Consider the following 18749-nt stretch of genomic DNA (forward strand, 5'->3'; position numbering starts at 1 on the left):
GCGCCGAATCAAGTTCAAGCCTCGCACTCCCGCCGCCACTCCGGCTTGGCCAGCACCCGCAGCGCCGTCGCCAGGTCGACCTGCTGGTGCTCGAGCGCCTGTGCCGCCGCGTGGATGCTGCGCGCCCGCAGTGCGTCGCGGATCTTCTCGGCGGTATCGTGGTCGGTGCGGCGGTCGCCGATGGTGTCGCGGCGGTTCCCGGCGACGCGGCTGGGTTCGTCGATCCATTGGTAGCTCATGTCATTCTCCCTTGTTGAAATGTCATGATCTCTCTCCTTGCTGCCCTGATAGCTTAGCGGAGGTCAAGGCATGTGAATGACGACAAGCTTGACTCAAGCGTCGGCCGAGTCGGCGGGTTCCATCCTGCGGGATATCCGTCCCGGCTCATCCTTCGCGCCGGCGAGCACGCGCAGCGCCACCTGTACGTCCACTTGCAGGTGCTGCATCGCCAGGGCCGCGGCCTGGGTACCGTCCGCCCGCAGCGCGTCGCCGATGTCGCTGGCAGTACGGTCGTCGATGCGCCGTTCGAAGCGGCGCTTAGTCGATTGAATCCGGGGATGGGTCGTTCGCAGGTAAGTCATGTTTGCCTCCACTGTTTAAGTAAAGGCATCTTCGCGCATTTACGATCTGGAAAATTTAGTTGACGTCAAGAAATTACGATAGTCTTGCATGTGTCAGGATGATCCATGCCACGGCGATCACGACCATCCCCGTCAGGCTCACGCAAGTCCAGGTGAAGAACCAGGCCGACAGCAGGCCGGCCTGCAGCACCTTTTCGAACAGCACGCCGAGTGCGAAATCGAAGGCGGTGAGGAAGGACCAGCGGCGCAGGTAGACCGGCAGGTAACGGCTCATCCTGCGGTTGTGCTGGAAGGCGGCATGGCGCTCGATGCGGGTGCGGGCCGCGCCGACGTCGCGGAACAGCCAGTCGAAGAAGAGGAAGCGGTAGAGCAGGGAACGAAAGGGGAGTTCCGGGGCGTCTTCGCTTGAATTCTTGTCCATGGTCATGATCTCACTGCCCGGCGATGTCGTGATCGTCCATGGTAAGCCATGCGCCGCCGCGGGGCTTGTGCGCTGGCTAACGTAAAAACGGGCGCCGCGGCGCCCGTTCTCCTTCGATGCGTGGCGGTTCAGGCCTTCGCTGCCGCCACCCGCTTGGCGATGTGCGCCAGCGCCTCGTCGACCTGGTCGATCAGGATCAGCGACAGGTCGCCCGGCTGCAGACGCTCCAGCGCGCGGTCGATCGCGACGAATTCGCCCTTGATCTCCTCGACGTGGCTGGTGCGCTTGGCGTCCGACAGGCCCTGGCGCAGCAGAGCCACGACTTCGCCTTCCGAGCGGCCGCGCTGGCACTGGTCTTCGTACAGCAGCACCTCGTCGAAGGCCTTGCCCAGGATGCGCGTCTGGTCGCGGATGTCCTCGTCGCGGCGGTCGCCGGCACCGCTGATGACCACCGAGCGGCGCCGGGCCGGCATGGCCTCCACTGCGTTCACCAGGGCCTGGATCGCGTCCGGATTGTGGCCGTAGTCGGCGATCACGGTGGCGCCACGATAGTCGAACACGTTGAAGCGGCCCGGCGCATTGTCGCTCTCGCCCACGAAGGTTTTCAGGCCGGCGCGGATCGCGCTCCAGTCGATGCCGACGGCCCAGGCCGCGGCCACCGAGGCCATCACGTTCTCGACCTGGAAGCCGATCACGCCGCCGCGGGTGATGGGCACCTCGGACAGCGCGATGCGGTGCTCGGACTTGCCCTGCGCCGCCACCAGGTGGCCTTCGTCGACGTAGACGATGCGGCGGCCCTGGGCGCGGTGCTTCTGCATGATCGGCAGCGAGCAATCCAGCGCGAAGTAGGTGACGTCGCCGCGGGTGTTCTCGGCCATGCCTGCCACGATCGGGTCGGCCGCGTTCAGCACGGCCATGCCGTTCGGCGCCACGTTCTGCACGATCACGCGCTTCAGCACCGCCAGGTCTTCCAGCGTCGTGATGTAGTTCAGGCCGAGGTGGTCGCCGGAACCGATGTTGGTCACCACCCCGACCTGGCAGCGGTCGAAGGCCAGGCCTTCGCGCAGGATGCCGCCGCGCGCGGTCTCGAACACGGCGGCGTCGACGTCCGGGTGCAGCAGCACGTTGCGCGCGCTGCGCGGACCGCTGCAGTCGCCGCTGTCGATGCGGCGGCCCTGGATATACACGCCGTCGGTGTTGGTCATGCCGGTGCGCAGGCCGGACGCGGCCAGCAGGTGCGCGATCAGGCGCACGGTGGTGGTCTTGCCGTTGGTGCCGGTCACGGCAACCACCGGGATGCGGCCGTCGTCGCCGGGCGCGTACAGGGTGTCCATGATCGCTTCGCCGACCGCGCGGCCCTTGCCGAACGAGGGCGAGATGTGCATCCGCAGTCCGGGCGCCGCGTTCACTTCGACGATGCCGCCGCCCTGTTCTTCGATGGGTTTCAGCACGCTGTCGCACACCAGGTCGACGCCGCAGATGTCGAGGCCGACCATGTGCGCGGCGGCGATGGCGCGCGCGGCCACTTCCGGATGCACGTCGTCGGTGACGTCGGTGGCCGAGCCGCCGGTCGACAGGTTGGCGTTGTTACGCAGGGTGACGCGCTGGCCTTTCGGCGGGATCGACTCGGCGTCATAGCCCTGTTTCGCCAGCGAGGCGAGGGCGATGTCGTCGAAGCGGATCTTGGTCAGCGAGGTCGCGTGGCCGCTGCCGCGGCGCGGGTCCTGGTTGACGGTCTCCACGAGCTGGCGGACGCTGTGCACGCCGTCGCCGACCACGTGCGGCGGTTCGCGGCGGGCGGCCGCCACCAGCTTGTTGCCGATCACGAGCAGGCGGTAGTCGTGGCCCGGCAGGTATTTTTCGACCATGATGTCGTCGCGGAATTCCGACGCCGCGTGGAAGCCGGCCGTGAGCTGTTCGCGGGTGGTGACGTTCACGGTCACGCCCTTACCCTGGTTGCCGTCCTTCGGCTTGATCACGACCGGCAGGCCGATCTCTTGGGCTGCGGCCCAGGCGTCGTCGGGGTCGGTCACGACGCGGCCCAGCGGCACCGGCACGCCGGCGGCGTCGAGCAGCTTCTTGGTCAGCTCCTTGTCCTGGGCGATGGTCTCGGCGATGGCGCCGGTCGCATCGATTTCGGCGGCCTGGATGCGGCGCTGGCGGCTGCCCCAGCCGAACTGCACCAGGCTGCCCTCGGTCAGGCGGCGGAACGGGATGCCGCGCGCCACCCCGGCGTACACGATCGAGCCGGTCGAGGGGCCGAGGCGCACGTCCTCGTCGAGTTCGCGCAGCTGGTGCAGGGCGCTGTCGAGGTCGAACGGCTGCTCCTCGCGCGCAGCCGTGATCAGCTGCTCGGCCAGGCTCAGGGCCAGGCGGCCGACGTCTTCCTCGCTGTATTCGACCACGACCTGGTAGATGCCGCGTTCGATGGTGGCGGTGGAGCGGCTGAAGGTGACGGGGCAGCCGGCCTGGGCCTGCAGCGCGAGGGCCGCCACTTCCAGCACCTGGGCCAGCGGGATGGTGTCGTCATGGCCGGTCGGCTGCAGCGGCCAGATCTCCGGGAACAGGGCACGCAGGCGCGCTTCGAAGCCGGGCATTGCGCTGATCGATTCTTCCTCCGGCGTGCAGGAGACGATTGCCTCGACCGACGTGTGGTGGCTCCAGAGGTTGGGGCCGCGCAGGGCCCGGACGCGTGATACTTCCATAAAAACCTTCAATCCTTTATTTGTTCTCGAAGCTGCGCAGGCCAGCGCAGATCAGGTCGGTCGGCACGTCCAGCGCCCAGCTTGCCGCAGCGGCGGCCAGCACGGCTTCCGGCTCGCTTGCCGTGGCCGGCTGCAGCTTGGTCAGGCCCAGCAGCGGCGCATCTTCGCTGCCCTGGGCCAGCACGATGTGCCGGTCGCGCAGGAAGGCGACGCGCCCGCCGGCGGCGCGGTGCTGCGTCAAGACGTCGTTGTTCTCGTCCAGCGCATAGAAGATCACGCCGCCGTCGGATAGTCCGGCCAGTTTCACGACCTGCGGGTCGGCCGCGTTCAGCACGGCCGCGCCCTCGGACAGGACCACATCGACCTGACTGCGCACCACGTTGAACAGGGCGTCGTCGTCGCGCACGTAGAGGTCGGCGACGTCGCCGACCCGGCCCATGCCGGTCACCACGCCCACCAGGCAGCGGTCGTAGGGCAGGCCTTCGCTCAGGATGGCGCGCGCGTTCGATTCGAACACGGCGGCCTGCACGTTACGGTTGATCAGCAGGCGCTGGGCGGCGTCGAAGCGGGTGCAGTCGGCGCCGGTGACGCGGCGCTGGTCGAGGAACAGGCCGTTGCGGTTGGCCACGCCGACACGCTTGCCGGACTGGTACAGCACCGTGCCGATCAGGTTCGCGACCAGGCTGGCGCCGGCGTCGCCGGTCACGCCGACCAGGGGAATGCGGCCGGATGCGCCGTCGGCGGGCTCGCCATCGGCGAACAGGTGCTCGACGATGGCCTTGCCGACTTCGCGCGGCTGGCCGGTGGCCGGCTTGATGTGGGCCAGCAGGCCCGGGCTGGAGTTGACTTCGATGATGGCGCCGCGCTGCGCTTCCAGCGGACGCGAGATGTCTTCGCACACCAGGTCGATGCCGGCGATGTCCAGCCCGACCACGCGCGCGGCCAGCGCCGCCACGTAGGCCACGTCCGGGTGCACCTCGTCGGTGACGTCGTCGGCGACGTTGCCGTTCGGCTGGATCAGTACCTTCTGGCCGGCCGGCGGGACCGACGCCGGGGTCAGGCCCTGGCGCTGCAGGTCGAGCCTGATCTCGTCGTCGTCGGGATTGACCAGGCCGAGCGGGTGTTCCTCGCTTTCGCCGCGGCGCGGGTCGATGTTGATCTGGCTGTCGCACAGCTCGACCACGTTCGACTTGCCGTCGCCCGTCACGAACAACGATTCGCCCTTGGCGGCGGCGACCACCTTCGAGCCGACCACCAGCAGGCGGTGCTCGTTGCCCGGCACGTAGCGCTCGACCAGCACGGCGCTCGAGTCGCCCGCCTCACAGGCGATCGCATAGGCGGCTTTCACGTCCGCTTCGTTCATCAGGTTCAGCGTCACGCCGCGGCCATGGTTGCCGTCGACCGGCTTGACCACCACCGGCAGGCCGATGTCCTCGGCTTCTTCCCACGCCGCCTCGGCACTGCGCACGACCGCGCCTTCCGGCACCGGCACGCCGCACGAGGCGAGCAGGGTCTTGGTGAGGTCCTTGTCGCTGGCGATGCTTTCGCCGATCGCGCTGGTGCGGTCGGTCTCGGCGGTCCAGATGCGACGCTGCGCGGCGCCGTGGCCGAGCTGCACCAGGTTGCCTTCGGTCAGGCGGATCGAGGGGATGCGGCGCTCGGTGGCGGCATCGACGATGTGGGCGGTGGACGGGCCGAGGCAGTAGCGGTCGACCAGTTCGGTCAGCGCGGCTACCGTGGCCTTGAGGTCGAATGGGGTGTCGTTGATGGCGGCCATCAGGAGGGCATGGCCGGCCTGCAGGGCGGCGCGGCCGACGACTTCGTCGCGGGTGCGGAACGCCATTTTGTAGATGCCGCGGTCGGCGGTGGAGCGGGTCTTGCCGAAGCCGGTCTTCATGCCGGCCATGTTCTGCAGTTCGAGAACGACGTGTTCGAGGATGTGGCCGGCCCAGGTACCGTCGCGCAGCCGTTCCAGGAAGCCACCGCGTTCGCCGACGCCACAGCGGTGTTCGATCAGTCCCGGAAGCCAGGCGGTCAAGCGCTCGTTGAAGCCGGGAAGGGTGTTCGAAGGACATTCTTCGAGTTCGCCGATGTCGAGCCAGGCCTCGATGACAGGGCGGTAGGTCCAGATGTTCGGGCCACGCAGGTGGGTTACACGAAGAATCTTGATGTCTTTCTTGTTTATCATGAAAAATTTCTTGCCCCGCGGTGACCTCTCTCTCGCCGCGCGGCGTTGCCTTATATTCGCGCCCCGCATCGAAGTCTACCCCACCGGGGAGCCCCTCTTGCTGCAGTGCACATGTTGTATACTTGCCGAAACGAAGCTTACCGTGCTGAACCGAATTCTGCCAGTCTTGCCCCCGCCGATAGAATACCGTACGCCTGTCAACCGGCGTGCCCTGCTCAGCGTTCCATCCTGGTGACCTGCCAGTCGCAACGCAAGCGCGCGACGCATATCCCCATTTCCAAGAGCACATGACGAATCAACAACTAGTTCCTTCCGCCGCGCTGGCGACCGCCAGTTTCCTGCCTGAGCAATGGCAGGCGGACGTCCAAAAAAAGCTTGCGCCAGGGGAAAACGTTTTAAGCGCCCTTGAGGTTGACCTCGATGCGAAATTACGCTTCACCAAAGGGGTACTGATTGTCACCAATATTCGCCTACTGACTCGCAGCCCCGGCGATACCCACTGGCGCGACTGGCCCTACCGCGCCGGCCTGGCGATGCGCCACTACGACCACGCCGGCGTCGGCCACGTCGAACTGGTCGATGCCAAGGGCCTGCTGGCGGCCTGGCGTTTTACCCTGGGCCAGAACCTGCAGGCGATCCGCCTGGTCGACCAGTTCCATGACCAGGTCGAGAGCCACCTGACCGGCATCGCCGTCCAGCCGCCCGAGCAGCACACCTGCCCGAGCTGCAAGGCGCCGCTCGAAGCGGACCAGGAAGAGTGCCCGATCTGCACCAAGGTACTGCACACGCCGCCGTCGACCTGGACCCTGTTCCGGCTGTGGCGCTTCGCCATGCCATACAAAGGGCAGCTGGCCCTCGGATTCTTGCTGATGTTGGCCAGTACCGGCGCACACATGATTCCGCCCTACCTGACGATGCCGCTGATGGACAAGGTCCTGATCCCGTACCAGAACGGGCAAAAGATCGACACCTCGCTCGTCTATATGTACATGGGCGGGTTGTTCGCCTCCGCGATCCTGGCCTGGGCGCTGGGCTGGGGCCGGACCTATATCCTGGCCCTGGTGTCGGAACGCATGGGCGCCGACATGCGCTCGGAAACCTACGAGCACCTGCTGCGCCTGTCGCTGGAATTCTTCGGCGGCAAGCGCACCGGCGACCTGATGAGCCGCATCGGCAGCGGCTCGGACCGCATCTGCGTGTTCCTGTCGCTGCACCTGCTGGACTTCCTGTCCGACGTCCTGATGATCATCATGACCGGCGCGATCCTGTTCAGCATCAACGCCAAGCTGGCCCTGATCACCCTGGTGCCGCTGCCCTTCATCGCCTGGATGATCCACGTCGTGCGCGACAAGCTGCGCACCGGTTTCGAGAAGATCGACCGGGTCTGGGGCGAGGTCACCAACGTGCTGGCCGATACCATCCCCGGCATCCGCGTGGTGAAGGCCTTCGCCCAGGAAAAGCGCGAAGCCTCCCGCTTCCGCGAAGCGAACAAGCACAACCTGGCCGTCAACGACAAGCTGAACAAGGTGTGGTCGCTGTTCTCGCCGACGGTGTCCTTCCTGACCGAACTCGGCCTGCTGATCATCTGGTGCTTCGGCATCTGGCAGGTCGCGAACCAGGAAATCACGGTCGGCGTGCTGTCCGCCTTTATCGCCTACAGCGGCCGCTTCTACGTGCGCCTGGATTCGATGAGCCGCATCGTCTCGGTGACGCAGAAATCGGCCTCGGCCGCCAAGCGCATCTTCGACATCCTCGACCACGTGTCGAGCGTGCCCGATCCGGTCAATCCGGCCAGGCTGGACAAGGTCGAGGGCAACATCGAACTGCGCGAAGTCGGCTTCCGCTACGGCAACCGCGCCGTCAACCGCGGCATCTCGCTAAACATCAAGGCCGGCGAGATGGTCGGCCTGGTCGGCCATTCCGGTTCGGGTAAATCGACCCTGGTGAACCTGATCTGCCGCTTCTACGACGTGGCCGAGGGCGCGATCCTGCTCGACGGCAAGGACATCCGCAGTTTCGCCGTCGCCGACTACCGCCGCCACATCGGCCTGGTGCTGCAGGAACCTTTCCTGTTCTTCGGCACGATCGCCGAGAATATCGCCTACGGCAAGCCGGATGCGACCCGCGAACAGATCATCGCCGCCGCCCGCGCCGCCCATGCCCACGAATTCATCCTGCGCCTGCCGCAGGGCTACGACTCGATGGTGGGCGAACGCGGCCAGGGCCTGTCCGGCGGCGAGCGCCAGCGCATCTCGATCGCGCGGGCACTCCTGATCGACCCGCCGATCCTGATCCTGGACGAAGCGACCTCGTCGGTGGACTCGGAAACCGAAAAGGAAATCCAGAAGGCGCTCGACAACCTGGTGCAGGGCCGCACCACGATCGCGATCGCGCACCGGCTCTCCACGCTGCACCGCGCCGACCGCCTGGTCGTGCTGGACCGCGGCGCCGTAGTGGAAGAGGGCAGCCACGACGAACTGATGGCGCGCGAAGGCGCGTATTTCCGCCTGTACGAAGCGCAGGCGCGCAACGTCGACCAGGATCCGGACGACTCCAGCCAGGAAGATTAATCGATGACGACCGCACTTCAATTACCGTTTCAACTGCGCCGCGACGCCTTCGGCAAGCTGGTGCTGACCTCTGACTCAGGCGAGGAATTCGTCGGCGTGGCGCCGGTGCGCTCCTTTCCGGTGCAGGCGCCGACCCGCGGCATCTCCCTCATGCGCGAGGGCGGCAAGGAAGTCGCCTGGATCGACGACCTGGAACAGGTGGCGCCGGAAATCCGCGCCCTGGTGACGGAGGAACTGGACGGGCGCGAATTCATGCCCGAGATCCTGTCGATCAAGGGCGTTTCCAGCTTTGCCACGCCCAGCACCTGGACCGTGAAAACCGACCGCGGCGACACCGAGTTCGTGCTCAAGGGCGAGGAAGACATCCGCCGCCTGGGGGCCTACTCCCTGCTGATCGCCGACAGCCACGGAATCCACTTCCTGATCCGCGACATGTTCGCGATCGACAAGGGCAGCCGGAAGATCCTCGACCGCTTCCTGTAACTGATCGATTCACCCGGCGCCAGGCTGGCTTCGTGCTGGTCGGTGCTGGATTTTTTTCGTCAGCGTCATCCTGCCTCATTACCCGAACAGTTCTATTTTGAAATAAATATTTCTCCTGGTGTCGGAAATATTTACACGAGAATCGTCGGTTTGCACGCTTTCATCGGGGCTCGGCTCGAAAATGCTATCAATTTTCGGTTTGGATTATTAATTCATATTGAAAATACTAATAATATATTTCCAGAAAGAAATTTTTACGCTCAGTTTGCAGTATTTAACGTTCTACTGTCGGTAAACTTTACAGGGCAACGGACATGGCCTGGTGTTCTAACATTTTCCCCTATGAAAACATTGTTGGCACGAACATTGCTTATACACTGAGGCAAATCAACATAACTAAGGGAAACATGTCCATGAAACAATTTACCAAAATCGCAACCGCAATCGCCGCTTTCGCACTGTCGGGTATGGCCAACGCTGGCCTGATCTCGGTCACCTACACCGGCCAAGGTGCTTCGAGCGTTATCGACTCCACGCATCCCTACACCGTCAACTTCGACCTCACCCAAGGCACCAACCCCTACCGTCCGTTGATCGACACCGTCGGCTCCGCAGATGTGAAGTTCTCCTTTAAAGACACTGGAGCGGCAAGCAACGAGTCCTTTGCGATCAACATCGGAAGCGTTCTGATTGGTAGCAGCAACGGCGTTATCGATATCCCAAGAAATGGCACTAATTACGGACCGTTCTCGATCACGGGTGTATCGCTGAGCGACCTGAGCACCAGCGGCAAGTTATCGCTGGTGATTTCGGCACCTGTCGGCGACTTCAATTTCGTCAGCTCGACCCTGGACGCCAATGTCACGGTCGGTACTGTGCCGACCAAAGTGCCGGAACCGCTGTCGGTCGCGCTGCTGGGCATCGGTTTCGCAGGTCTTGCTGTCAGCCGTCGCAAGGCTCGCAAGGCCTGAAGACCTCGCTCGCCGCCGTTCGCATGCATTGCTAGCGAATAGTCGATGATCCCGAAAACACCCTGCACGGTCCACGCCGTGCAGGGTGTTTTCGCTTACAGTGGCGCCATGTCCGCAACCCAGCCCAGCCGCAAGGCGCACTTCGTGGTCGTCACCATCGGCTCGGCCGGCGACCTGTTCCCCTTCATGGCGATGGCGCTGGCCCTGCGCGCAGGCGGCCACCGCGTCAGCTTCCTGGCGCCGGAGCAGCATGCGCCGTATGTCGCCGGCACCGGCTTGCCCTTCGTCGGCCTGCCGGTCGACGCCGGCGTACTGGCCGATCCCGATCTCTGGCATGCGACGCGCGGCTTCGGCGTGGTCTGGCGCGCGACGCGGCCGGCGATGGCGCAGATCGCCCCCTTCGTCGACGCCTTGCCGGCCGACGAACCCTGCGTGCTGCTGGTGCACCCGCTGGCCCTGCCGGAAGCGGACCTGTGCCGGGCCGCGCGTCCCGGCCTGAAGGTGGCGGCGGCCTACCTGGCGCCGCAGAACCTGCCGACCGTCCACGACCCGCTGATGCTCGGCCCATGGCGGGTGCCGCCCTGGGTGCCGCTGGGCCTGCGGCGCTGGCTGTTGCGGCGCCTGGCAACCGGCTTCATCGATCCGGTGGCGCTGGCGGACGTGAACGCGGCGCGCACGGCACGCGGGATGCCGAAGGTGGCGAGCATGCTGGGGCACCTGTTCACGGTGCCCGACCTGTCGGTGACGCTGTTTCCGGAATGGTTCGCGCCGACCCAGCCGGACTGGCCCCAACCCCTGTACCGCGCCGGCTTCCCGCTGTTCGATCCGAACCCGGATGCCGCTCTGTCGCCCGAACTGGCGGGCTTCCTGGCGCAGGGCAGCCGGCCGCTCGCCTTCACCCACGGCACCGGCAACACCCAGGCCCGTGCCTACTACGAGCATGCGCGCGCCGCGGTCGAGCGCCTCGGCCTGCGCGCGATCTTCCTGACCCCGCACCACGAGCAGCTGCCGCCCGATCTGCCGGCGTCGATCCTGTGGCAGGACTACGTGCCGCTGCGCCGGCTGCTGCCGCACCTGGCGCTGCTGGCCCACCACGGCGGCATCGGCACCACGGCCGAGGCCCTGCGTGCCGGCACGCCGCAACTGGTGGTGCCGCTGGCGCACGACCAGTTCGACAACGCGGCGCGCGTGGCGGCGCTGGGCGTGGGCGCCGGCCTGCCGGCGTCGAAGCTCGACGATGCGCAGCTGACGGCGGCGCTGCGCCAGTTGCTGGGCGACGACAGGCTGGCCGGCCGCTGCCGCGAGGTCGCGCGGCGCTTCGACGCCGGGCAGCCGCTCCAGGACCTGTGCGCGCGCCTGGAAGCCCTGGCGGCTGATGAGCTGGGGCAATAGCGCGCCGGCCCTTGCCGAAAGCGCGCAAGAATGACGCTTTCCAGCGATTTCCCGGGAGTAGCTATGCAACGAAGTGCACTGGTCGTCGGCGCGAGCGGCATCGGCGGCCGCTATACGGCACGCGAATTGCTGGCCAATGGCTGGACCGTGTACGGACTGGCGCGCCATCCGCCGCGCGACCTGCCGGGCCTGATCCCGGTGGCCGCCGACCTGCTCGACGAGGTCGGCCTGCAGGCTGCCGTGGCCGCGATGGGCAATGAGGCGCCCACCCACGTCTTCATCACGACCTGGATGCGCCAGGAGTCCGAGGCCGAGAACATCCGCGTCAACGCCCTGCTGGTGCGCAACCTGCTCGATGCGCTCTCTTCAAAGAAATCGCTGCGCCACGTGGCCCTGGTGACGGGCTTGAAGCATTACCTCGGCCCTTTCGAGGCCTATGCCAGCTCGGGCACGCTGCCGGACACGCCGCTGCGCGAATCCCAACCGCGCCTGCCGCTCGACAATTTTTACTATGCCCAGGAAGACGAGGTCTATGCCGCGGCCGCGCGCGACCGCTTCACCTGGACCATCCACCGCCCGCACAGCATCATCGGCATGGCGGTCGGCAACGCCATGAACATGGGCACCACGCTGGCCGTGTACGCCTCGATCTGCAAGGAGACCGGGCGCCCGTTCCGCTTCCCCGGCTCGGAAGCGCAGTGGAACGGCCTGTGCGACGTGACCGATGCGCGCATGCTGGCCAGGCAGTTGCGCTGGGCCGCCGATACCGACGCCGCGCGCAACGAAGCATTCAATATCACGAACGGCGACTACTTCCGCTGGAGCTGGCTGTGGCGTCGCCTGGCGGCCTGGTTCGGCGTGCAGGCGGAAGGCTTCGGCGGCACCGTGCAGCCGCTCGAAGCCGCGATGGCCGACGATGCGCAGTTGTGGAGCGACATGGCGCGCCGCCATCACCTGCAGGAGGCCGACTTGAGCCGCCTGGCCTCGCCCTGGCACACCGACCTCGACCTCGGCCGCCCGATCGAGGTCATGACCGACATGGCCAACAGCCGGCGCCTGGGCTTTGCGGCCTGGCAGTCGACCGAGGATTCCTTCTTCGACCTGTTCGCGGCCCTGCGGGCGCAGCGGCTGATTCCCTGAACGGTCGCCCTCCGCCGTCCACCGCCGTCCCCGCGCAGGCGATGACAGCGAGGCGGGCACTGCGTGCGCCAGCGCACCGCGCCTGACCGGACGGGTACGCTTTAATACTGCTATCCACGTCATCCATGGAGGGCCGATGCGCCGCAAGCAGACCGAAGGCGAACCCCGCGGCACCCCAGGCGTCCACGCCGACCACGGCCGCGTGCGCGTGCGCGGCGCGCGCGAGCACAACCTCAAGAACGTCAACGTGGAACTGCCGCGCGACGCGCTGGTCGTGTTCACGGGCGTGTCCGGTTCGGGCAAGTCCTCGCTGGCCTTCGGCACCCTGTATGCCGAGGCGCAGCGGCGTTACCTGGAATCGGTCTCGCCCTACGCGCGCCGGCTGTTTCACCAGATGCCGGTGCCGGAAGTCGACGAGATCGACGGCCTGCCGCCGGCGGTGGCCCTGCAGCAGCAGCGCGGCACGCCGACCGCGCGCTCCTCGGTCGGCAGCGTCAGCACGCTGTCGAACTCCCTGCGCATGCTGTATTCGCGCGCCGGCGACTATCCACCCGACCAGCCGCTGCTGTACGCCGAATCGTTCTCGCCCAACACGGCGGAAGGCGCCTGCCCGCAGTGCTCGGGCCTGGGCCGGGTCTACGAAGCCACCGAGGCGTCGATGGTTCCCGATGATTCCCTGAGCATCCGCGAGCGCGCGGTGGCGGCCTGGCCGCCGGCCTGGCACGGCCAGAACCTGCGCGACATCCTCGTTACCATGGGCTACGACGTCGATACGCCCTGGCGCGAACTGCCGAAGAAGGACCGCGACTGGATCCTGTTCACCGACGAGACCCCGACCGTGCCGGTGTACGCCGGCCTCACGCCGGAAGAGACGAAGCAGGCCCTGAAGCGCAAGGACACGCCCAGCTACCAGGGCACCTTCAGCGGCGCGCGCCGCTACGTGCTGCAGACCTTCGCCAACACCGAGAGCGCGTCGATGAAGAAGCGGGTGGCGCGCTACATGGTCAGTACCGAGTGCCCGCTGTGCCGTGGCAAGCGCCTGCGCCAGGAAGCCTTGTCCGTGAGCTTCGCTGGCATGGACATCACCGAACTGTCGCGCCTGCCGCTCGAACGGCTGGCGCAGATCCTCAAGCCCTATGCGAAGGGCGAGGTGCCGGAAAACGCCACCGCCGCCAAGCACCCGGAACAGCTGATCGTCACCCGGCGCATCGCCGCCGACCTGTGTGCCCGGCTCGGGGTGCTGCTCGACCTGGGACTGGGCTACCTGGCGCTGGAGCGCAGCACGCCGACCCTGTCGCCGGGAGAATTGCAGCGCCTGCGCCTGGCGACCCAGGTGCGTTCCAGCCTGTTCGGCGTGGTGTATGTGCTGGACGAGCCCTCGGCCGGCCTGCATCCGGCCGACACCGAAGCGCTGCTGGCGGCGCTGGCGCAATTGAAGGCGGCGGGCAACTCCCTGTTCGTGGTCGAGCACGCGCTGGACGTGATCCGGCACGCCGACTGGATCGTCGACGTCGGCCCGCAGGCGGGCGAGGGCGGCGGCGAGATCCTGTACAGCGGCCCGCCCGAGGGTCTTGAAAAAGTCGAGCGTTCGCACACGCGGCGCTACCTATTCGGCGACGTCAAGCCGCAAGCGCGCACGCTGCGCGAGCCGAGCGGCTGGCTGAAGCTCGAAGGCGTCACCCGCAACAACCTGCACGAATTGAAGGCCGAGTTTCCGCTCGGCGTGATGAGCTGCGTGACCGGCGTGTCCGGTTCCGGCAAGTCGACCCTGGTAAGCCAGGTGCTGGTCGACCTGGTGACGCAAGCGCTGGGCCAGGGCGGCCAGGAAGAGGAGGCGGAGCAGGAGCCGGGCCTCGAGCAGGAGCAGAAAGTGGAAACCATCGGCCGCATCGCCGCGGGCATGGACGGCGTGAAGCGCCTGGTGCGGGTCGACCAGAAGCCGATCGGGCGCACGCCGCGCTCGAATCTGGCCACCTACACGGGGCTGTTCGACCAGGTGCGCAAGCTGTTCGCCGCCACCCCGGCCGCGAAGAAGCACCGCTACGATGCCGGGCGCTTCTCGTTCAACGTCGCCAAGGGCCGCTGCGAGCACTGCGCGGGCGAGGGTTTCGTGATGGTCGAGCTGCTGTTCCTGCCCAGCGTGTACGCGCCGTGCCCGACCTGCGAGGGCGCGCGCTACAACGCCGATACCCTGAAGATCAGGTATAAGGAACGCAACATCGCCGACGTGCTGGGCATGACGGTCGACGAAGCCCACGCCTTCTTCGAAGACCAGGACGCGGTGGCGCGGCCGCTGCAGGTGCTGCGCGAGGTCGGTCTGGGCTACCTGCGCCTGGGACAGAGCGCGACCGAGCTGTCGGGCGGCGAGGCCCAACGGATCAAGCTGGCGACGGAATTGCAGCGCGCCACCCGCGGCGGCGCCCTGTACGTGCTGGACGAGCCGACCACCGGCCTGCATCCGCTCGACACCGACCGCCTGGTGGCGCAGCTGAACCGGCTGGTCGATGCCGGCAACACCGTCATCATGGTCGAGCACACGATGCGCGTGGCCGCCGCCTGCGACTGGGTGGTCGACATCGGGCCCGGCGCCGGAGAGGCCGGCGGCACGGTGGTGGCGGCCGGTCCGCCGGCGCGGGTCGCGGCCAGCCGCGCCAGCCGCACCGCGCCTTATCTGGCCGAGTATTTGCCTTAACTACCTGGAACCTGCCGTCAACAGCAGTGGAAATATGCAAACCGCATGTTCAAGGGAACAGGCGGAATTTTGCATTTGCGTTACACTTAGGATATTTTTTTCTTAAGAGTAGCCATCAAGCATGACTGGATCGAGTATCGACAGCAGCCAGTTCCGACGCATCCTGTCCCGCAATGTCGCCATGCCGCTGGGCATGGGGGTGCTGAGCGCACTGGTCTTCGTCGGCATCATTGCCTACCTGATCAATGTGCTCAACTGGGTCGAACATTCCGAGCGCGCGATCGGACGCGCCAACGAAGTCAGCCGCATGTCGGCGGACATGGAAGCCGGCATGCGCGGTTTCCTGCTGTCCGGGGACAAGGATTTCATGGCGCCTTACCTGGATGCCAAGCAGAAGATCGATGGCGAACTCAACACGCTGGCGCGGATGGTGGACGACAATCCGGCACAGCTGGACCGTGTCAGGCGGATCCGCGCCGCCGAAAAGGAATGGGAAATCTTCGCCGAGGAGGCGATCGCGCGCCGCAATAACGGGCGGGACGTCACCGAATTCGTCAAGAGCGGACGCGGCCGGATCCTGACCGACGAAATGCGGCGCCAGTTCGCGCGCTTCGTGGAATCCGAGGAAAACCTGCTGCAGCAGAGAAACAGCTCCTCGCGCACCGTGATCGGCTGGTCGGTCGCCGCCTTCCTGCTGTTCAGCCTGGTCGTGGCGGGCCTGCTGGCCCTGTTCGGCCGCCGCGAACTGCTGGGCCTCTCCAATTCGTACGGCGAGATCCTGGCGCACGAGGCCGAGCACAATGCCCAGTTGCGTCACCAGGACTGGCTGCGCACCGGCCAGGCCGAGCTCGCAACGAAGAGCACCAACCTGCACGAGCTCGAACCGCTGGCCGCGGCCGTGCTGGACTACGTGACGCCTTACCTGGGCGGTGTCGTGGCCGCGATGTACGTGCGCAGCGACGATGGCGTGCTGACCCGCATCGGCGCGTATGGCTTCTCGCACCAGGACCAGCACGCCAGGGTGATCCAGCCCAAGGGGTCGCTGGCCGCGCAGGCCGCCAACCAGGGCCGCATCCTGACCCTGCGCGAGCTGCCGTCCGACTACATCAAGGTCGGCTCGGGACTGGGCGAGACCGCGCCGCGCGAACTCCTGATCGCGCCGATCTCGAACCACGGCAAGATCAAGGGCGTGATCGAGATCGGCTTCCTGCACGGCGTGCGCGAGCGCGACACCGAATTCATGGCCTTGATCGGCCCGGCGGTCGGGGCTTCGGTGGCCTCGGTGGTCTACCGCCAGCGCCTGCAACTGGCGCTGGAAGAGCAGCAGGCCCTGAACGAGGAGCTCCAGGTCCAGCAGGAAGAACTGCGCACCGCCAACGAGGAACTGGAAGAGCAGTCGCGCGCGCTCGAGGAATCGCAGACGGCGCTGGAAAACCAGCAGGCCGAGCTGGAGCAGACCAACGAGCAGCTGTCCGAGCAGGCCGCCAACCTCGACCTGAAGAATACGGCCCTGAGCACGGCCCAGGACCAGCTGCGCGAGCGTGCGCTGGAGCTGGAGCGCGCCAGCCGCTACAAGTCGGAATTCCTGGCGAACATGTCGCACGAGCTCAGGACGCCGCTGAACAGCTCGCTGATCCTGGCCAAGCTGCTGTCGGACAACGCGGCCGGCAACCTGAACGAAGAGCAGGTGCGCTTTGCCCAGACCATCTACTCGGCCGGCAACGACCTGCTGAACCTGATCAACGACATCCTCGATATTTCGAAGGTCGAGGCCGGCAAGCTGGAACTGGTGCCGGAAGAGCTGCCGCTGCGCCGCGTGATCGAGGGCCTGGCGCGCAGCTTCGAGCCGCTGGCGCAGCAGAAGCACCTGGAATTCGCGCTGACGGTCGAGCCGGGCGTGCCGGTGTCGATCCACACCGACCGCCAGCGCCTCGAGCAGATCCTGAAGAACCTGTTGTCGAACGCGGTCAAGTTCACCGATGCCGGCCGCGTCAGCCTGACGGTCAGCGCGAACGCCGACGGCTGGGTGCAGTTCGAGGTGCAGGATTCGGGCATCGGCATCGCGCCCGAGCAGCAGGACAAGATCTTCGACGCCTTCCACCAGGCCGACGGCTCGACCGCGCGCAAGTACGGCGGCACCGGCCTGGGCCTGTCGATCTCGCGCGACCTGACGAACCTGCTGGGCGGCACGCTGACCGTGGCGAGTACGCTCGGCGAAGGCAGCACCTTCATGCTCAGCCTGCCCCGCGACGGCGCCGTCGCCGCGACGCCGCCGGCGCCCCAGCTGGTGCATGCGGCCAAGCCGGCGCAGGCAGAGGCACCGGCGCCAGCCGTGGCCCTGGCCGCCGCCGACCTTCCGGCCGCTCCGCGCTTCGACGATGACCGCGCCGAGCCGGCGTCCGGCCGCCGCACCGCGCTGGTGATCGAGGACGAGCCGGAATTCGCGCGCATCCTTTATGGCCTGGCGCACGACATGGACTTCCGCTGCCTGGTCGCGCTGACCGCGGCGGAGGGCCTGGAGCTGGCCACCGGCGAGAAGCCGGACGCGATCCTGCTCGACATGCGCCTGCCGGACCGTTCCGGCCTGTCGGTGCTGCAGCAGCTGAAGGACAACCCGTCCACCCGCCACATTCCGGTGCACGTGGTGTCGAGCCAGGAAAACGGCGGCGAAGCGCTGCACCTGGGCGCGATCGGCTACGCGCTGAAGCCGACCTCCCGGGAGCAGCTGGAGGAAGTATTCCGCAAGCTGAAGGACAAGTCTTCGCAGAAGGTGAAGCGGGTGCTGCTGGTCGAGGACGACGAGCGCCAGCGCGACAGCGTGGTCCAGCTGGTGTCCGACAACGACGTCGAGATCGCGGCGGTCGGTTCGGGCGAAGAAGCGCTGAACCTGTTGCGCACGCAGATTTTCGATTGCATGATCATCGACCTGAAGCTGCCGGACATGCAGGGCAACGAATTGCTGCAACGCATGTCGGTGGAAGAACTCTGCTCCTTCCCGCCTGTCATCGTGTACACCGGACGCAACCTGACGCGCGAGGAAGAAGCGGAACTGCTGAAATACTCGCGTTCCATTATCATCAAGGGGGCGCGTTCGCCGGAACGCCTGCTCGACGAAGTGACGCTGTTCCTGCACAAGGTGGAAGCGCAGCTGTCGTCGGAGCGCCAGACCATGCTCAAGAGCGTGCGCGGACGCGACCGGGTGTTCGAGGGCAGGACCATCCTGCTGGTGGACGACGACGTGCGCAACGTGTTTGCCTTGACCAGCGCGCTGGAGCAGCGCGGCGCGCACGTGGAGGTGGGCCGCAACGGCTTCGAAGCCCTTGCCAAGCTCGACCAGGTGGAGGCGATCGATCTGGTGCTGATGGACGTCATGATGCCCGGCATGGACGGCCTGGAGGCGACGCGCAGGATTCGCCAGGACCCCCGCTTCACGCGCCTGCCGATCATCGCGATCACCGCCAAGGCGATGAAGGATGACCAGGAACAGTGCCTGGCCGCCGGCGCCAACGACTATCTCGCCAAGCCGATCGATTTGACCCGCCTGTACTCGCTGCTGCGGGTATGGATGCCGACCATGGAGCGGATTTGAAGCATACTCCGAGCGAT

General features: G+C 66.5%; 12 protein-coding genes. 7 read left to right on the forward strand and 5 right to left on the reverse strand.

From position 1 onward, the window contains the following. Nucleotides 1-14 precede the first annotated feature (14 nt). From ACI48D_RS00710 to cphA (ACI48D_RS00730), 5 genes are all read right to left on the reverse strand, one after another. A complete protein-coding gene (locus tag ACI48D_RS00710) occupies nt 15-239 on the reverse strand; it encodes a hypothetical protein (protein ID WP_435569283.1) in 225 nt (74 codons plus the stop codon). 93 nt (nt 240-332) lie between these two features. Further along, a complete protein-coding gene (locus ACI48D_RS00715; RefSeq protein ID WP_435569284.1) occupies nt 333-581 on the reverse strand; it encodes a hypothetical protein in 249 nt (82 codons plus the stop codon). Nucleotides 582-654: 73 nt separating this feature from the next. After that, on the reverse strand, nt 655-1002 hold the full coding sequence (locus ACI48D_RS00720; protein ID WP_435569286.1) for a hypothetical protein: 348 nt from the start codon (nt 1000-1002) through the stop codon (nt 655-657). A 128-nt stretch (nt 1003-1130) separates the two neighbouring features. Continuing rightward, entirely contained in the window at nt 1131-3707 is a 2577-nt protein-coding gene (gene cphA / locus ACI48D_RS00725) for a cyanophycin synthetase (protein WP_435569287.1), read from the reverse strand. 16 nt (nt 3708-3723) lie between these two features. Next, a complete protein-coding gene (cphA, locus tag ACI48D_RS00730; protein ID WP_435569288.1) occupies nt 3724-5895 on the reverse strand; it encodes a cyanophycin synthetase in 2172 nt (723 codons plus the stop codon). Nucleotides 5896-6182: 287 nt separating this feature from the next. Here cphA (ACI48D_RS00730) and ACI48D_RS00735 point away from each other — a divergent pair, with 287 nt between their 5' ends. The 7 genes from ACI48D_RS00735 (at nt 6183) to ACI48D_RS00765 (ending at nt 18732) form a co-directional block, all read left to right on the forward strand. Continuing rightward, nucleotides 6183-8465 carry an ABC transporter ATP-binding protein gene (locus ACI48D_RS00735; RefSeq protein WP_435569289.1) on the forward strand — a complete coding sequence of 761 codons (2283 nt, stop codon included), beginning with the start codon at nt 6183-6185 and terminating at the stop codon, nt 8463-8465. Nucleotides 8466-8468: 3 nt separating this feature from the next. Next, on the forward strand, nt 8469-8948 hold the full coding sequence (locus tag ACI48D_RS00740; protein ID WP_435569290.1) for a DUF1854 domain-containing protein: 480 nt from the start codon (nt 8469-8471) through the stop codon (nt 8946-8948). Nucleotides 8949-9361: 413 nt separating this feature from the next. After that, a complete protein-coding gene (locus ACI48D_RS00745) occupies nt 9362-9919 on the forward strand; it encodes a PEP-CTERM sorting domain-containing protein (RefSeq protein ID WP_435569291.1) in 558 nt (185 codons plus the stop codon). Nucleotides 9920-9964: 45 nt separating this feature from the next. Next, nucleotides 9965-11311, forward strand: coding sequence for a glycosyltransferase (locus tag ACI48D_RS00750; protein WP_435569292.1), 1347 nt, complete (start codon nt 9965-9967; stop codon nt 11309-11311). A 63-nt stretch (nt 11312-11374) separates the two neighbouring features. Beyond that, nucleotides 11375-12451 (forward strand): SDR family oxidoreductase, encoded by a 1077-nt coding sequence (locus ACI48D_RS00755; protein WP_435569293.1) that lies wholly within the window; start codon nt 11375-11377, stop codon nt 12449-12451. A gap of 136 nt (nt 12452-12587) precedes the next feature. Continuing rightward, a complete protein-coding gene (locus ACI48D_RS00760) occupies nt 12588-15143 on the forward strand; it encodes an excinuclease ABC subunit A (RefSeq protein ID WP_435569294.1) in 2556 nt (851 codons plus the stop codon). A gap of 121 nt (nt 15144-15264) precedes the next feature. After that, nucleotides 15265-18732: a response regulator gene (locus ACI48D_RS00765; protein ID WP_435569295.1), complete on the forward strand. Its 3468-nt coding sequence runs from the start codon at nt 15265-15267 to the stop codon at nt 18730-18732. Nucleotides 18733-18749: the final 17 nt, after the last annotated feature.

The sequence above is a fragment of the Massilia sp. LXY-6 genome, from assembly GCF_051233485.1.
Classification (GTDB): domain Bacteria; phylum Pseudomonadota; class Gammaproteobacteria; order Burkholderiales; family Burkholderiaceae_D; genus Telluria.

Excerpts from the sequence above, each read along its gene's own strand:
- ACI48D_RS00735 (WP_435569289.1), top strand. The coding sequence starts at position 6,183 with ATGACGAATCAACAACTAGTTCCTTCCGCCGCGCTGGCGACCGCCAGT.
- cphA (WP_435569288.1), bottom strand. The coding sequence starts at position 5,895 with ATGATAAACAAGAAAGACATCAAGATTCTTCGTGTAACCCACCTGCGT.
- ACI48D_RS00755 (WP_435569293.1), top strand. The coding sequence starts at position 11,375 with ATGCAACGAAGTGCACTGGTCGTCGGCGCGAGCGGCATCGGCGGCCGC.
- ACI48D_RS00750 (WP_435569292.1), top strand. The coding sequence starts at position 9,965 with ATGATCCCGAAAACACCCTGCACGGTCCACGCCGTGCAGGGTGTTTTC.
- ACI48D_RS00720 (WP_435569286.1), bottom strand. The coding sequence starts at position 1,002 with ATGGACAAGAATTCAAGCGAAGACGCCCCGGAACTCCCCTTTCGTTCC.
- ACI48D_RS00710 (WP_435569283.1), bottom strand. The coding sequence starts at position 239 with ATGAGCTACCAATGGATCGACGAACCCAGCCGCGTCGCCGGGAACCGC.
- cphA (WP_435569287.1), bottom strand. The coding sequence starts at position 3,707 with ATGGAAGTATCACGCGTCCGGGCCCTGCGCGGCCCCAACCTCTGGAGC.
- ACI48D_RS00765 (WP_435569295.1), top strand. The coding sequence starts at position 15,265 with ATGACTGGATCGAGTATCGACAGCAGCCAGTTCCGACGCATCCTGTCC.
- ACI48D_RS00745 (WP_435569291.1), top strand. The coding sequence starts at position 9,362 with ATGAAACAATTTACCAAAATCGCAACCGCAATCGCCGCTTTCGCACTG.
- ACI48D_RS00740 (WP_435569290.1), top strand. The coding sequence starts at position 8,469 with ATGACGACCGCACTTCAATTACCGTTTCAACTGCGCCGCGACGCCTTC.
- ACI48D_RS00760 (WP_435569294.1), top strand. The coding sequence starts at position 12,588 with ATGCGCCGCAAGCAGACCGAAGGCGAACCCCGCGGCACCCCAGGCGTC.
- ACI48D_RS00715 (WP_435569284.1), bottom strand. The coding sequence starts at position 581 with ATGACTTACCTGCGAACGACCCATCCCCGGATTCAATCGACTAAGCGC.